Genomic DNA, 14,853 nt, shown 5'->3' with positions numbered 1-14,853 from the left:
AACATCCGTCTTGGCGATGCGAGGGTGCGACCGCAGAACATCGAAGGCCCTCCCCGACCACAACGGCGGCGAGCACCGCCGGCTTCATGCCGTTCACCACAGCCGCCAACGCGGGGCCAGCCTGAGTCACCAGATCTGCGCTCGCTCGTCGATGAACCGGGGCGGCTCGCCAAGGAAACAGCCGACCGGGACGGGTCCGTGCGCGATGTTGAGGGTGTCCAGGCGGTATCGCCAAGCACCGCCGGAAAGCGCCCTGAAGCGGTAGTTGATCTGCCAGCGCAGCCACTCGCCCTCGGCGATTCGCACGGCGGGCGGGCGGCGATGACGGCGCGGCATACCCCACGCCGACGCAATCAGTTCGACCCGAAGCTGACCGTCCATCAGACGCAAACGAACACCACTCCGATACGGCTCGGGTACCCATGCCGCGCGAGGCTCGAACGCGTTGGCCTCATCCATGTCGACCTCGTGCGTGATGGGCGCAGCCTGTGCCGGCAGCGGGAACGACGCGGGTACGGCGTTCCGTCGAGCTGCCTGCACACCCCCACGTGACTGCTTGGTCCAAGAGGTTCGGACCCACTGCACGACGGCATCCATACGCGGGATTCTTGACGGACCTGCTCCGGCGAGCAACACAGTGAACGATGCCCAGGTCGGGAACGCGTCGGGCCCGGCGGTCCATCCCTTCTGTCAGCGGCGTCCGAGGAACTCGGCGATCCGCATGAACCCGTCTGCGCCATGACCACGTCCGATGACGCGGCGGGCCATGCCCTCGGCCGCGCGCATCATGCCCGCGTCGATGCCATGCTTTTCGGAGGTGTGGACGATATGGGCCATGGACGATGCCGCCGAGGTGATCGGATTACCCTCGACGGAGAAGTTGCCGCTGTCCATCTCCTCGGCGCTCTGTTCGAAGATCGGTGGGAGGATGGCGCCGATGCCCTTGGCGAAGGGTGCCAACTCCCGCCCACTGACACCTTCCGCCTTCGCCACCGCCAAGGCGTGCGCGTAGCCCGCCATCGCGGTCCAGAAGATGTCGAGCAACGCTATGTCGTACGCCGCCGCCCGACCGATCTCCTCGCCGAGGTGCGTGTGGGTGCCACCCAGCGTGTCCAGCACCGGCTGGTGCTTCCGGTAGAGATCCTCTGGGCCGCTGTAGATGACCACCGCGTCCGGCGTTCCGATGGTGGTGATCGGCGTCATGATGGCCCCATCCACGTACGAGATGGCATATCCGGCCGCCCACCGCTCGGTGTCCCGGGCTCGGTCGGGTGTATCGGCAGTCAGGTTCACCACCGTGCGGCCCTTGAGCGCATCGGTGACCGCACTCTGCCGCAGGATCGCGTCCGAGGCGTCATAGTTCACGACGCAAACAACGGTCAACCCGCTTGCGGCAACCGCCTCCTCGGCCGATGGGGCACTGACCGCACCCGCCTCGACCAACTCTTGATCCCTGCCCGGCGTCCGGTTCCAGACCGTGGTCGGCATGCCGGCGGCCAGAAACGCACCGGCCAGAGACCGCCCCATCGGCCCAAGCCCAAGCACGGTGACAGACTTTTCGTTGTACGAGGACATGATTCAACTCCCGTTTTATCAACAAAATGCTATGAATAGGACGAAGATGACGCGCAGTCGTGCCCAGGACCCGAACGTCTGCGGAGTGACCGCCGCGATCGCTGTGATCGACGGCAAATGGAAGACGGCTCTGCTCTGGCTGTTGGAATCCGGTCCGCGCCGCCCCGGAGAACTGCGCAGGCAACTGCCGGGCCTCACGGAGAAGGTGCTGACTCAGGCCCTCCGTGAGATGGAGGCCGACGGCCTGGTGCACCGGGAGGTGCACGACGTGCTGCCGCTGAGAACCGAGTACTACCTGACCACTTTCGGCCGCGAACTCTCCGAGGCGTTGGCTCCCCTTTCCGACTGGGGCCACCGCCGCCTGGCGAAGCTCACCGAGGCCCCAGCCGTCTCCTGAAACATCGGTTACTCCATCTCGTTCAGAACTGGTTTTCCCCGACTGCTCATGACCAGCTTCGACCCGTCGACGATGACCAACAAGTACCCACAAAAAGGTGGCTACTGGGCCGACGCGAGGCGGCTGGCCGCGCTGTCGGACCGTGACGGTCCGCGCGACTCTGGTCGAGCGCCAACGGCAGGCCGTCGCCGAGGCGCAAGCCGCCGATGGATCTCTACGACTGCTCGACGCGCTCTCACGTGCCCTGGTCCGGCCCGAGGTGACACCACTGTCGCCCGTGGGCGGCCCGGCTTGCGCTCCGCCAGGAACCTGCTCTTCAGTCGGCCTGACCGTCGTCGGCGATGGAAACGAAGCCGTCGTTCCACTGGTCCTCGTCGAGGCTGTAGCGGTTGATGTCGAAGCAGTCAGGCTCGTCGCGGAAGCCAGGCAACTTCCTGGCTCGCTGGATCCGTTCCTCCGCTCGCGCCTCCGACGAGTACACCCCCAGAACCTTGAGATCGTCGCCGTCTTCCTCGTCCCAGACCAGCTCGCCGCCTTCGTCCCGGTGCGTTGTCGGTCGCCCGTCGAGCCACCGGGCGTGGCGGACGTGCCAGAGCAGGAAGACCTCCATGCCGGCGCACGCTACCCGCCACCGCTCTGCCTGGTGGGGGGCAGCGTGATCGATCCACGACACGGGCGCGCCGCCCGAGGCAATGCAGCCGTACGCATGAAGACGCTTATCGCACCCCCGGTGCGACGTCACAGGACCGGCAACGGTCCCACCCGGGTGACCAGCCGGCGGATGGCCTCCCCGTGACCTCCACTGGCCGAGGTTCCCCGTGGTTCCCGGCCGTGACGAGCACGTAGGGGGCACGCACGGCGTGCCAGGTACAAAGCCCTGAGTGAGCATGGCGGACGGCGACCGAAGCGACCCGGTGGCAAGCCAGTCCGGAGTGTGGACTGGCGCCGCAGCTGGAAGCCCCGCCACGACCGGCGGCCAACCCCACCGGCTTCCGGGCCACCTCGACGCGGGCGTTTTCAAGGTCAGCTCTGGCCTGAAATCGTGCGGGCAGCCTCGTCCGCGACGTCGCTCCAGACCTCTACTCCTTCCTCGTTGAACGCCTGGGCTAAGGCCACCCGTACCTCTTCAACCGGGCGTCCCCCGTGTGTCACCCGCACCCTCGCCCAGGCTCGCTCGAACTTCGCCAGGTTCGCCTGAACGGCGGGCATGCTCTGGTCGTACTCGCTCGGCTCCGACATCCCGTTGTACCGCGCCATGAGCGCCAGCTTGCCGGACCCGCGCACTGAGTGAAACCTGACCGCCGGTGCATCGCAGTGGCCCACGGCGCGGCGAGCCGGGATCGGAAGATCGTCGACGCGCTGAGCAGGCTCGTTGAAGCAGCTCAACACCGGCAGGCTGGGGTTGGAGAAGGCGGGTGACGGGAATCGAACCCGCACTGTCAGCTTGGGAATTGTCGATCTCGGGTAGGCCCCGGTCTTGAGGCCTGGTCTCGGCAGTCTCGCGTGGCCTCGGCTGGCCCCTGTTGTCCTCGCCCAATGGCACGCTAATGGCGAACAGGTGCTTGCCCCGACCCTCGACCGGAAGCGATCATCGACCACCGCCAGCAAAGATCAAATGCACCCGAAATGTGAGCTCATCGCTTCTGTACGAACTTGACTTGGTGGCCGTCCGGATCGCGGACCCACGCGTAGTGGAGCCGCCCATCAGGCGAGTCCATCGGCGGCACGACGCTCGTCGCACCTGCCGCCATAGCTCGGTCGTAGAACGCGTCGGTGTCCTCGCACCACAGCACGAGCTCGGTTGACGGACTGCTCCCAGGGTCCACACCAAGACCCACAAGCGCATTGGCGACCTGCGCCGAGGTCAGTCCTATCCGAATACCGGCAGCCTCGACCTCGACATGTTCGATGGGACCCGTAGTCGGTGCCCGGAACGCTTCAGCCAGTCCAAGGCGGGTGAAGAAGGTGAGACAGGCGTCGACGTCGGCGCAAAACAAGTTGATCTGAACCTGGCTGGCGATCGCCGTCATGGCGAGACTCTATCCAGACAGGGTGCTAATGGATCCAGCGAGGCCAAGGCAGCGAGTGCGTGACCGTTCGTGCGCACCTTGTGTGGCGGATCTCTGAGGAGGATCAGGGTTCGGGGCGGAGCCCCGAGGTCTTCATGGTCCTGGTCGTCTGTCAGCGTGGCCGGCCGGCCCGGCCGATGCCGGCCGGAGGTCGCCGGCAGGCCGGGGCCGGGTCGGCGCGGCCCGCTTGCGGGCCGCCTTGAAGGCGGCCGTCGAGCAGATCGGGCAACCGCATCTGCACTTCCACGATCTGCGACACACCGGGAACACTCGCGCCGCGCGGACCAGGGCCAGCACCCGTGGCCTGATGGCGCGCATGGGGCACGACTCATCCCAGGCGGCGTTGATTTACCAGCACGCCACGGCTGAGGCGGATCGAGCCATCGCCCAGGCGCTGCACGATGCAATGCGGGTCGACCGGAAGAAGGTTAAGGAGTCGGCCGACGGCTCGGGCAGGGCCAAGGACAAGCCCGGCAAGAAATCGGGCGACAAGAAGGGCAAGAAGCGGGCAGCGAACCCGGACGGAGCCGGGGATGGCCGGGGCTAACGGCACGCCGCATGATCCCTGGCCTTGGTCACGTCCGCGCTGGTGGTGTAGGAGACGGCCATCGTCGGATCCGGTTTGATGTTAGGCGGCAATCTGGGTCGGGTCTGGATGGTTGGTGGTGTGTTGGTCTGGCTGGACGGTGACGCGGCGGGCTTTGGCGAGTAGTTCGATGCCCATGTAGCGGCGGCCTTCGGTCCATTCGTCGGTCTGCTCGGCTAGGACCGCGCCGACGAGGCGGATGATCGCCGGTCGGTTGGGGAAGATTCCGACGACGTCGGTGCGGCGGCGGATCTCCTTGTTCAGCCGCTCTTGCGGATTGTTCGACCAGATTTGGCGCCAGATCTCGCGAGGGAATCCGGTGAAGGCGAGGAGGTCGTCGTGGGCGTCGGCGAGGTGTTCGGCGGCGGCGGGGAACTTCGTGTCGATGGTGGTCACGACGCGGTCGAACTGGGCTCGGACGGCGTCGGCGTCGGGTTGGTCGAAGATCGTCCGGACGAGGGTGGCGATCCACGGCTGGGCCGACTTGGGGACCTTCGTGAGCAGGTTGCGCAGGTAGTGGGTGCGGCAGCGCTGCCAGGCCGCGCCGGGCAGGGCGGCGCCGATCGCGGCGACCAGGCCGCGGTGGGCGTCGGAGATGACCAATTGGACACCGGACAGGCCGCGGGCGGTCAGCGACCGCAGGAACGCCAGCCAGCCGGCGCCGTCCTCGTCGGAGGCCACGTCCAGGCCAAGGACTTCGCGTTGTCCGTCAGCGTTGACGCCGACGGCGATCAGCGCGTGGACGTTGACGGTGCGCCCGTGCTCGCGGACCTTCATCGTCAGGGCGTCCATCCACACGAACGTGTAGTGGGCGGCGTCCAGCGGCCGATTGCGGAACGCCTCGACCTGCACGTCCAGGTGCGCGGCCATCTCCGACACCTGCGACTTCGATAGCTGCCGGATGCCGAGTTGCTCCACCAGCTTCTCCACCCGACGAGTCGAGACGCCGAGCAAATACGAAGTCGCCACGACCGAGACCAGGGCCTGCTCGGCCCGCCGGCGATGCGTCAGCAACCAGTCCGGGAAGTAGCTGCCAGAGCGTAGTTTCGGGATCGCCAGGTCGATCGTCCCGGCGCGGGTGTCCCATTCCCGCACCCGGTATCCATTGCGGGAGTTGACCCGCTCCTCGCTGCGTTGCCCGTAGCCGGCGCCGCAGACCGCGTCCGCCTCGGCGGACATCAACGCCTGCGCAAACGTCTTCACCATCGCCTGTAACACGTCCGGCGACGCGCCCTCGATCTGCTCGCGCAGCAGCTCAACAGGGTTCACACTCTCAGATGCGGCCATCGCGTTCTTCTTCCTTCTCTGACTTGGTCGTCTTGAAGGATCACGCGATGGCCGTCTCCTATCTACGCAACACGCCCATCACGGGCAAGTCGTACACCACTCCCGTGGACGCAACCCTGGCCTTGAAATATCGAAGGCCCTGGCTAGGACTCGCGTCCTGGCCAGGGCCTTGATCGTGGAGCGGGTGACGGGAATCGAACCCGCACTGTCAGCTTGGGAAGCTGATGTTCTGCCATTGAACTACACCCGCAAGCGGCACCACTGTACCCGAGTCGCCGGGCCTGTGCACCCAGGCACCCCCGCTCGCAGCTTGTCCGCGTGCCACTTTGCCCTGATGGGCGCGAGTTGATCCACTCGGCTTCCTGGAAGTCGGGGCGTCCGAGCCGCCGGGACGCCGCGATATCACTGAAACCGAGTTGATCATTCGGGGCGGCGGGCCGTTGTGGTCAGGCGGCCGTGCACTGGACGTCACGACTGCGACGGGTCGGGCGAGTCTGCGGTACGGCGAGCGGCGCGGCCGCCGCCGACGGGGCGTGCGGGTCGAGCCAGACCCGAACGGCCGGCCGGCCCGGCGCGAGACCCGGAATGCCCGCGGTGTGCTGCTCGCGGCGGGTCAGCATCGCCACCTCGACGGTGAATTCGAACAGCCGCCAATCGACCTGCGGCTCCGCGCGGGCGCCCTGCGCCAACCGGGCCACCCGCGCCGGGTCGGTCACCGGACGGGCGCGCCCCGCCACGTAGGCCTCGTCGTCGCTCTCCTCCGGTGGGAACGAGTGCAGCGCGTAACGGCCGTCCCGTTCGAGGTCACGGCGCTTCGGAGAGTCGATGATGAAGCAGAACAGACCCTCGTCGGTGATGACCGGGGAGACCGGATGGACCCGGGGCCCGCCGTCGGCGCGGACCGTGGCCAGGTAGCCGAAGCCCGGCCCGTACTGCTGGAGGAGAACGCGGATCCCGTCGGCGAGGCGGGGCTCGTCAGCGGCGAATTCGGACCAGGAAGCCATGCGGACATTCTATCGAACAAATGTACGAGCAGCGACCTCGACGCGCTGGTCACCGGCACCGAATCCGGCCGCCCTCGGCAGCGCCGCTATGGTGGTCCGATGCTGCTCTCCGACCGCGACCTGGTCTCCGAGATCAAGGCCGGCACGCTGGGCCTCGAACCGTTCGAGCCCACCCTGGTCCAACCGTCCAGCATCGACGTCCGACTCGACCGGCTGTTCCGGGTCTTCAACAACCACCTCTACACACACATCGATCCGGCGATGCAGCAGGACGACCTGACCTCGGCGGTCGAGGTGCCCGACGGCGAGCCGTTCGTGCTGCACCCGGGCGAGTTCGTGCTCGCCTCGACGCTGGAGGTCATCTCGCTCGGCGACCAGCTTGCCGGCCGGCTGGAGGGCAAGAGCTCACTGGGCCGGCTCGGGCTGCTCACGCACTCCACCGCCGGCTTCATCGACCCGGGCTTCTCCGGTCACGTGACGCTGGAGCTCTCCAACGTGGCGAACCTGCCGATCACCCTCTGGCCGGGCATGAAGATCGGGCAGCTCTGCATCTTCCGGCTCTCCTCGCCGGCCGAGCACCCGTACGGCTCGGCGGTGTACGGCTCGCGCTACCAGGGCCAGCGAGGGCCGACGCCCAGCCGCGCATGGCAGCACTGGCGCACCTGGCCCACGCGCTGATCCTCTGAACGCAGACGAGGGCCCGCCGCGACGGATCGCGGCGGGCCCTCGTGCGTCTGGGCTGGGTCAGCCTGGGCGGCCGTAGCTGTGGATCGGGCCGTCGTCGACCTTCTTCATCTTGACCGGTTGGCCGGCCTGTGAGGCGTGCACCACCCAGCCACCGCCGACATACATGCCGACGTGGTGGATGTCGCTGTAGTAGAAGACCAGGTCACCGGGGCGCAGGTCGGCCCTGCTGACGTTCTTGGTGACGCGGCTCTGCTGGGCGGCGTTGTGCGGCAGCGACACACCGGCCTTGGCCCAGGCGGCCAGCATCAGCCCCGAGCAGTCGTACGAGTTCGGGCCCTCGGCACCCCAGACGTAGGGCTTGCCGATCTGCGCGCAGGCGAACTTGACCGCCGTGCCCGCCGCACCGCCGGGGTAGCTGCCCGGGCAGGGTGCCGGACGCAGCGGACCGCCGCCACCGTTGCCGTACACCTTGAGGCGCAGCTTCTGCAGTCGGTCGATCTCCTCGTTGATCTGCTTCTTCTTCGCCGCCAACTGAGCCTCGGTGCGGGTCAGCTGGGCAACCATCTCGTCCAGCGGCGCCTTCTGCCGGGCCAGCTCGTCGCGCAGGTCGGCCACCTGCCGCACGTCCTGCTGCTGGTTGTGCGCGAACCGGTCGAGCATTTCGAGCTGACCGACCACCTCGCTGGGTGACCGGCTGCCCAGCACCGCGTTGACGGTCAGCACGTTCTCGCCCTTGTACGCACGCACCGCCAGTGCGCTGACCTTGTCCATCGCGGCGTCGACCTGACGCTCCAGCGGGGCGATGCGGGCGGCCAGTGCCTCGGCCTGCCTGCGCTTGACGGCGAGGTCGGCGCGGGTGGCGTTGTGCCGTTCGATGATCGGTTCGAGCTTGTTCCAGTCGGCGTCGATCTGGCGCTCGATCTCGGCGACGGACGGGTCGGCGTGGGCTGCCGTGGCGCTGCCCGTCAGGACGACGGCGACGCCGACCAGTGCGGCGAGTGCGGTGGTGAAGCGGGACCAGCGTGGGCGCGGCACGATCGACGCCGGGCCGGCTGATGCCGACCGCTCGGACGACGGCCGCGGGGCATGGAGTGCCACCGGGGTTCCGTACTCCTTCTTCCTGACCGCCTACCGGGTTAGCTGACGGGTTCGGGCGGGAAGTCGGCGCCCTACCGCAGTGGCTGCGGATTCACCCCGAGGGACCTGGGTCCCCGGTTCGCTCGGAAACGACTCGGCGGTGTCGGTCCGTTACCGCCCGGGCTGGGCGGAGCTGATGTCGGGCCGACGAATGACCAGAGTAGAGACGCCTGTTACCAATCCGCAACCCGTGCGGCCGTGACACTCCGTACCAAGAGAATCGGATCACCGAGGGTACCGGCGGGTCCAGTAACGACACGAGGGCCCCCGGTCGGACGACCGGGGGCCCTCGTCGCGCTGTGGATCAGCCGGGTCTGCGGAACCCGGCGACCGGCATGTTGTTGATGCTGGCCACCTGCACCGGTTTACCGGCGCGCGGCGCGTGCACCATCTTGTCGTTGCCCAGGTACAGGCCGACATGATGCAGGTCGCTGAAGAAGAAGACCAGGTCACCGGGGCGGGCGTCGGCCCGCGAGACGACCTTGCCCTCGTGCCACTGGTCACCGGTGTGGTGGGTCAGGCTGATCCCGGCCGCCTTGTAGGCGTACTGGGTCAGACCCGAGCAGTCGAACGAGTTCGGGCCGGTCGCACCCCAGACGTACGGGTCGCCGACCTGCTGGCAGGCGGTCCGGATCGCGGTGCGGGCAGCGGCGCTGACCACACCGTTGATGGTCGGGCAACCTTCGGTCTTGACCGTCGTCTTCGGCAGGGACGCCTCGAGCTGCTTGATCTCGGCGTCGATCTGCTTCTTCTTGGCCGCCAGCTCGTTCTGCTGCCTGGTCTGGGTGGCGATGAGCGCGTCCAGCTTCTGCTTCTCGCCGTCGTACTTGGCCCGCACGGCCAGCACGCCCTCGACCTCCTTGCGCTCCTGCGCGGCCAGCCGGTCGAGGACGGTGAGCTGCTCGGTGAGCGTGTCCGGCTTGGCGCTGATCAGCAGTGCGCCGATGTCGTGCGACGGGCCCGAGATGTAGTAGCGGGAGGCGAGATCGCCGACCCGGTTGAGCGCCAGCTCGCTCTGCAGCGCCAGCGGCTCGATCTTTTTCTGCAGGTTCGCCGACTTCTGCCGGTTGACCTTCAGCTGCGCCCGGACCTTGTTGTACTGCTCGATGGTGGGCTCCAGCTGCTCCCACTTCTTGTCGATCTGCGCCTCGATCTCGTCGACCGTGGGCTCGGCGTGTGCCGGCGCGGCGAGCAGACCGGCGCCGACCGCCGCCGCGGCGACGAGAACAAGCAAACGGTGGGCGGCACGGCGCAGGCCACGTGGCCGTGCGGACGCTTCCAGGTCGTGACGATGAGGGGGCATGGTTGCCACCGGCACCGACTCCTTTGCAACCGACCGCCGGGCGCCTCGCGTGAGGGAAGGGCCGAGGCAGACGACCCACAGCGGTCGGTGCCCCACATTAGGGAAGCTCGGGGCGGTAATCAAGGTGAGCTGAGTAATCATCACTGTCCTGCAACTGCTTGCACACCAAGGGTATTGGTCCATCAACCAACGATTGCGGTCAATACATCGTCGAGTGTGACCACACCGAGTGGGCGCCGGCCGTCGCTGACCAGCACCATGTGCCGCCGCTCGCGGCGCATGGCCAGCAGCAGGTCGGCCAACGTACGCTCCGGCGGCACCACCGCCAGCGGCCGGTAGACCTGGGCCGGCACCGGCGAGCGGCGACCCTGCCCGGCGTACCCGAGCACGTCCTTGACGTGCACGAAGCCGAGCACCCGACGGGTGGACCGCTGCACCACCGGAAACCGGGACCGGCCGGTCCGGGTCGCCAACACCTCCAGCGACGCCGGCGAGACGTCCTCAGCCACCGTCACCACCGTCGACCACGGCTGCAGCGCGTCCGCCGCTGTGCGGCTGTGCAGGGCCAGGGCACCGGTGATCCGGGCGTGCTGCTCCTCGTCGAGCAAACCCTCGGTACGCGCCTGGGAGACGAGACCGGCCAACTCCTCGGCGGTGAACACCGTCTTCACCGACTCGGACGCCTCGATCCGCCAGAACGCGAGCACCCGGCGGGCCGCCCACTTCATCGCGAGCAGCAGCGGCTTGGTGGCCACACAGAACGCCAGCATCGCCGGCCCGAGCCAGAGCGCGGAAACCTCCGGACCGGCCAGCGTGATGTTCTTCGGCACCATCTCGCCGACGACCGTGTGCAGGAAGACGACCACGCCCAGCGCCAGCACGAACGCCACCGGGTGTACCGCCCGCTCGGGTAGGCCGGCCGCGTGGAACGGCGGCTCCAGCAGGTGAGCCAGCGCCGGCTCGGCGATCGCGCCCAGACCCAGCGAACAGACCGTGATGCCGAGCTGCGCCCCAGCGATCATCAGCGGGATCTGGTTCATCGCCGACAACGCCCACCGGGCCCGCTTCGATCCGGCGGCCAGCGGCTCGATCACCGTCCGGCGGGACGCGATGAGCGCGAACTCGCTGCCCACGAAGAACCCGTTGCCGAGCAGCAACAGCACGGTCACCAGCAGCTCAGTCATCGTCGTCCGGCTCCGCCGGGCGCAACACCCGGACCTGTTCGATCCGGTGTCGCTCCACCTCCACCACCGTGAACTCCCAGCCGCCCGCGTCGACCGTCTCGCCGGCCGACGGGATGTGCCCGAGCCGGGCCATCAGGAACCCGGCCAGCGTCTCGTACGGACCCTCGGGCAGGCGGAAGCCGGTCTGCTCGGCCAACTCGTCGGAGCGCAGCACCCCGTCGACCAGCACGGTGCGCTCACCGCCGGGCACGGTCAGCTCGACCGGACCGGCGTCGTCCACGCTGGCCGGGTCGAACTCGTCGGCGATCTCCCCGACCAGTTCCTCGACGAGGTCCTCGATCGTCACCACGCCGTCCGTGCCGCCGTACTCGTCGACCACGATCGCCAGGTCGGCCCCGGCGGCCTTCAACGCGGCCAGTACGCCGTCCAGGTTCAGGCTCTCCGGTACGTACACCGGCTCGCGGGCCACCGAGCCGACCATGGTCGACGCCCGGTCGGCCAGCGGCACGCCCAGCGCGTCGGGTACACCGGCCACTCCGGTGACCAGGTCCAGGGTCTCCTCGTACACCGGGAAGCGGGTCCGCCCGGTTCGCCGGGACTGCTCGAGCAGCTCGGCCACGGTGGCCGTGACCCGCAGCGCGACCACGTCCACCCGGGGGGTCATCGCCTCGGCGGCCCGCTTGTCACCGAACCGGATGGTGCGGCGCAGCAGCATCGCGGTGTCCGTCGGCAACGCGCCGGCCCGGGCCGAGATGGCCGCGAGCAGGCCCAGCTCCTCCGGCGAGCGGGCACTGGCCAGCTCCTCCTGTGGCTCCACGCCGAGCGCCCGGACCAGCCGGTTCGCCGAGCCGTTCAGTCCCCGGATCACCCAGCCGAACATCCGCGAGAAGGTGTGCATCGGGCCGGCCGTGGCCAGCGCCGCCGGCATGGGACGGGCCAACGCCGCGTTCTTCGGCACCAACTCACCGAAGAGCATGGAGATCAGGGTGGCCAGGGCCAACGCGAGGAACGGGGTGAGCCGCCCGGTGTTGTCCCCGGCCAGCGGGCGCAACAGCGGGGTGAAGAGCCGAGCCAGGGCGGGCTCGGCCAGGTAGCCGGTGAGCAGGGCGGTGATGGTGATGCCGAGCTGCGCCCCGGAGAGTTGGAAGGAGAGTTCGCGCAGCGCGGTGCGTACCGTCAGAGCGGTCTGGTCGCCGGCTGCGGCCCGCCTGTCGATCTCCGCGCGATCGACCGTGACCAGTGCGAACTCGGCCGCGACGAAGAACGCGTTGCCCGCGGTCAGCGCAACGAAGCCGACCAGGGGCAACAGCGTTGTCAAGAGTAGGCCGTCGATGTCGCCTCACCTCGGCGAGATTCTTACACGACGGCGGCGGCCCCACGGGGCCGCCGCCGTCGATGTTCAGATGCCAGGTGTACGCGCCTCAGCCGGCGATCGGCGCGGTCTCCTTACCGCCCTGCGGCTGCTCCGGCTTGACCGAACGGAGCAGCACACTCGCCACGTCGATCACCTCGACCTGCTCGCCGGCACCCTTGCCGTTGACCCCGTCGTTGAGCATCGTCGAGCAGAACGGGCAGCCGACGGCCACCGTCCTCGCCCCGGTGGCCATGGCCTCCTCGACCCGGTCCACGTTGATCCGCTTGCCGATCTTCTCTTCCATCCACATCCGGGCGCCGCCGGCGCCGCAGCAGAAGGAGCGCTCGCTGTTGCGCGGCATCTCGGTGAGGTCGCCCGCGATGGCGTCACCAAGGACCTCACGGGGGGCCGCGAAGACGCGGTTGTGTCGGCCCAGGTAGCAGGGGTCGTGGTAGGTGACCCCACCGTCGACCGGTTGCACCGGGGTGAGCTTGCCGGTGGCGACCAGGTGGGCCAGCAGTTGGGTGTGGTGGACCACCTCGAACTCGCCGCCGATCTGGCCGTACTCGTTGCCCAGGGTGTTGAAGCAGTGCGGGCAGGTGGCGACGATCTTGCGCTTGGCCTTCTCCCGGCCCTCGAACGCCTCGTTCAGCGTCTCCACGTTCTGCTGGGCGAGCATCTGGAAGACGAACTCGTTGCCGATCCGCCGGGCCGGGTCACCGGAGCAGGTCTCGCCCTCACCCAGGATCGCGAACGTCACGCCCGCCTCGTTGAGCAGGGTGGCGACCGCCCGGGTGGTCTTCTTGGCCCGGTCCTCGAACGCGCCGGCGCAGCCGACCCAGAACAGGTACTCGAAGTCGTCCACCTCACCGACCCGGGGCACCTCGAAGTCCAGGCCCTTGGTCCAGTCTTCCCGGGTGTTCTGCGGGGCGCCCCACGGGTTGCCCTTGTTCTCCAGGTTGCGCAGCATCACGCCGGCCTCGGAGGGGAAGCTCGACTCGATCAGCACCTGGTAGCGGCGCATGTCGACGATGTGGTCCACGTGCTCGATGTCCACCGGGCACTGCTCGACGCAGGCGCCACAGGTGGTGCAGGACCAGAGCACGTCCGGGTCGATGACGCCGCCCTCCTCGGCGGTGCCGATCAACGGCTTGTCGGCCTCGGCGAGGGCGAGTACGTCCAGGTGGGCGAGCTGCGCCTGGGTGGCCTTCTCCTCACCGGTCAGGTCCTTGCCGCCACCGGCCAGCAGGTAGGGCGCCTTCGCGTACGCGTGGTCCCGCAGGCTCAGCACGAGCAGCTTGGGCGACAGCGGCTTACCGGTGTTCCAGGCCGGGCACTGCGACTGGCAACGACCGCACTCGGTGCAGGTGCTGAAGTCCAGGAGGCCCTTCCAGCTGAACTGCTCGACGTGGGCGACGCCGAACTGGTCCTTCTCCGGGTCGGCCTCCTCGAAGTCGAGCGGCTTGCCCTGGCTGGTCATCGGGCGCAGCGCGCCGAGGCCGGAGCCGGCCGGCTTGGCCGGCTCGCGCTTGAAGAAGATGTTGGGGAACGCCAGGAAGCGGTGCCAGGCGACGCCCATGGTGACGTTGAGGGAGATGACGATCAGCCAGGTCATCGAGATGACGATCTTGATGACCGCGGCGACGCTGACGCCGTCCGCCCAGTCGGGCAGCACCGCACCCACCGCGTGGCTGACCGGGGTGGCCCAGAACGGGAACTCGAAGTGGTCGGTGGCGACCTTGAAGCCCCGGATCACGAAACCGAAGATCAGGACCAGCAGCACGATCCACTCGACGAAGTAGCCCTGCCACATCGTCGAGCCGGTGAACCGGGACCGTCCGCCCGGCCGGGTCGGCCGGTTGCGGAGCCGGATCGCCATCAACACCAGGATGCCGGCCAGACCCAGTACCCCGATGATCTCGGTGACCAGGCCGAAGACCACCCAGTGCCCGATGATCGGCAACCCACCGGTCGTGGTGGCCACCTCGAAGTACGCCTCGAGCACCAGCAGCGACAGCACGACGAAGCCGACCATCACGAACCAGTGCGCGGCACCCACCACGCCCCACTTGAGCATCCGGGTGTGGCCGGCGGTCTCCACCAGCATGGTCCTGGCGCGGGTGACCTTGTCGCCGAACCGCTCCGGTGCGGGCTGCCCGAGCCGGATGACTGCCACCATCTTGAGGACCGCACGCACCGCAAGCCACACCGCCACGGCGGTGATGGCGGCCGCGAGGATCGTGGTGACGATCTGGACGCTGCCCATCGAG

Annotated in this window: 15 protein-coding genes, 1 tRNA gene and 1 riboswitch; of the genes, 3 read left to right on the top strand and 13 right to left on the bottom strand. The window is 68.4% G+C overall.

The genetic code is table 11. The annotated features are described in order from the left end of the window. Nucleotides 1-126: 126 nt before the first annotated feature. Together ACQEUX_RS28050 and ACQEUX_RS28045 are read right to left on the bottom strand one after the other, a co-directional pair. A complete protein-coding gene (locus ACQEUX_RS28050) occupies nucleotides 127-597 on the bottom strand; it encodes a hypothetical protein (RefSeq protein ID WP_433054529.1) in 471 nt (156 codons plus the stop codon). Nucleotides 598-690: 93 nt separating this feature from the next. Then, nucleotides 691-1,575 (bottom strand): NAD(P)-dependent oxidoreductase, encoded by an 885-nt coding sequence (locus tag ACQEUX_RS28045; protein ID WP_433054526.1) that lies wholly within the window; start codon nucleotides 1,573-1,575, stop codon nucleotides 691-693. Nucleotides 1,576-1,621: 46 nt separating this feature from the next. Between ACQEUX_RS28045 and ACQEUX_RS28040 the strand changes: the two genes are divergently transcribed. Continuing rightward, nucleotides 1,622-1,972 (top strand): winged helix-turn-helix transcriptional regulator, encoded by a 351-nt coding sequence (locus ACQEUX_RS28040; RefSeq protein ID WP_433054523.1) that lies wholly within the window; start codon nucleotides 1,622-1,624, stop codon nucleotides 1,970-1,972. A gap of 316 nt (nucleotides 1,973-2,288) precedes the next feature. On the opposite strand, the gene ACQEUX_RS28035 is transcribed toward ACQEUX_RS28040, so the two are convergent. The 3 genes from ACQEUX_RS28035 to ACQEUX_RS28025 form a co-directional block, all read right to left on the bottom strand. Beyond that, nucleotides 2,289-2,582: a DUF7336 domain-containing protein gene (locus ACQEUX_RS28035; RefSeq protein ID WP_433054520.1), complete on the bottom strand. Its 294-nt coding sequence runs from the start codon at nucleotides 2,580-2,582 to the stop codon at nucleotides 2,289-2,291. A 413-nt stretch (nucleotides 2,583-2,995) separates the two neighbouring features. Further along, on the bottom strand, nucleotides 2,996-3,229 hold the full coding sequence (locus ACQEUX_RS28030; RefSeq protein WP_433054517.1) for a hypothetical protein: 234 nt from the start codon (nucleotides 3,227-3,229) through the stop codon (nucleotides 2,996-2,998). A gap of 377 nt (nucleotides 3,230-3,606) precedes the next feature. Continuing rightward, a complete protein-coding gene (locus tag ACQEUX_RS28025) occupies nucleotides 3,607-4,002 on the bottom strand; it encodes a VOC family protein (protein ID WP_433054514.1) in 396 nt (131 codons plus the stop codon). Nucleotides 4,003-4,228: 226 nt separating this feature from the next. On the opposite strand from ACQEUX_RS28025, the gene ACQEUX_RS28020 reads away from it, so the two are divergent. After that, complete coding sequence (locus tag ACQEUX_RS28020; RefSeq protein WP_433054511.1) at nucleotides 4,229-4,588, top strand: tyrosine-type recombinase/integrase; 360 nt, start codon at nucleotides 4,229-4,231, stop codon at nucleotides 4,586-4,588. Nucleotides 4,589-4,669: 81 nt separating this feature from the next. Here the strand turns inward: ACQEUX_RS28020 and ACQEUX_RS28015 are convergent, their stop codons facing one another. The 3 genes from ACQEUX_RS28015 to ACQEUX_RS28005 all read right to left on the bottom strand — a co-directional run bounded on the left by ACQEUX_RS28015 (nucleotide 4,670) and on the right by ACQEUX_RS28005 (nucleotide 6,918). Then, nucleotides 4,670-5,914 (bottom strand): IS256 family transposase, encoded by a 1,245-nt coding sequence (locus ACQEUX_RS28015; protein ID WP_433054508.1) that lies wholly within the window; start codon nucleotides 5,912-5,914, stop codon nucleotides 4,670-4,672. Between the two features lie 176 nt (nucleotides 5,915-6,090). Beyond that, nucleotides 6,091-6,164 (bottom strand) — tRNA-Gly (locus tag ACQEUX_RS28010). A gap of 196 nt (nucleotides 6,165-6,360) precedes the next feature. After that, the gene (locus tag ACQEUX_RS28005; protein WP_433054505.1) at nucleotides 6,361-6,918 is read right to left on the bottom strand and encodes a pyridoxamine 5'-phosphate oxidase family protein; all 558 of its coding nucleotides are present in this window, start codon (nucleotides 6,916-6,918) and stop codon (nucleotides 6,361-6,363) included. A gap of 99 nt (nucleotides 6,919-7,017) precedes the next feature. Between ACQEUX_RS28005 and dcd the strand changes: the two genes are divergently transcribed. After that, the gene (gene dcd / locus ACQEUX_RS28000; protein WP_285792496.1) at nucleotides 7,018-7,596 is read left to right on the top strand and encodes a dCTP deaminase; all 579 of its coding nucleotides are present in this window, start codon (nucleotides 7,018-7,020) and stop codon (nucleotides 7,594-7,596) included. A gap of 66 nt (nucleotides 7,597-7,662) precedes the next feature. On the opposite strand, the gene ACQEUX_RS27995 is transcribed toward dcd, so the two are convergent. The 5 genes from ACQEUX_RS27995 to ACQEUX_RS27975 form a co-directional block, all read right to left on the bottom strand. Continuing rightward, nucleotides 7,663-8,640, bottom strand: coding sequence for an NlpC/P60 family protein (locus ACQEUX_RS27995; RefSeq protein ID WP_433054501.1), 978 nt, complete (start codon nucleotides 8,638-8,640; stop codon nucleotides 7,663-7,665). A gap of 76 nt (nucleotides 8,641-8,716) precedes the next feature. After that, a riboswitch (cyclic di-AMP (ydaO/yuaA leader) is annotated at nucleotides 8,717-8,852 on the bottom strand. Between the two features lie 194 nt (nucleotides 8,853-9,046). Continuing rightward, nucleotides 9,047-10,045: an NlpC/P60 family protein gene (locus ACQEUX_RS27990; RefSeq protein ID WP_433054498.1), complete on the bottom strand. Its 999-nt coding sequence runs from the start codon at nucleotides 10,043-10,045 to the stop codon at nucleotides 9,047-9,049. Between the two features lie 182 nt (nucleotides 10,046-10,227). Beyond that, nucleotides 10,228-11,229 (bottom strand): hemolysin family protein, encoded by a 1,002-nt coding sequence (locus ACQEUX_RS27985; protein ID WP_433054495.1) that lies wholly within the window; start codon nucleotides 11,227-11,229, stop codon nucleotides 10,228-10,230. Beyond that, nucleotides 11,222-12,547, bottom strand: coding sequence for a hemolysin family protein (locus ACQEUX_RS27980; protein ID WP_433054492.1), 1,326 nt, complete (start codon nucleotides 12,545-12,547; stop codon nucleotides 11,222-11,224). The genes ACQEUX_RS27985 and ACQEUX_RS27980 overlap by 8 nt, the downstream gene beginning before the upstream one ends. Nucleotides 12,548-12,650: 103 nt before the next feature. Further along, on the bottom strand, nucleotides 12,651-14,849 hold the full coding sequence (locus tag ACQEUX_RS27975) for a (Fe-S)-binding protein (RefSeq protein ID WP_433054489.1): 2,199 nt from the start codon (nucleotides 14,847-14,849) through the stop codon (nucleotides 12,651-12,653). Between the last annotated feature and the right edge of the window lie 4 nt (nucleotides 14,850-14,853).

The sequence above is a fragment of the Micromonospora sp. CA-259024 genome (assembly GCF_050936255.1).
Lineage (GTDB): Bacteria > Actinomycetota > Actinomycetes > Mycobacteriales > Micromonosporaceae > Micromonospora.
This window is presented reverse-complemented; position numbering and strand designations above follow the sequence as displayed.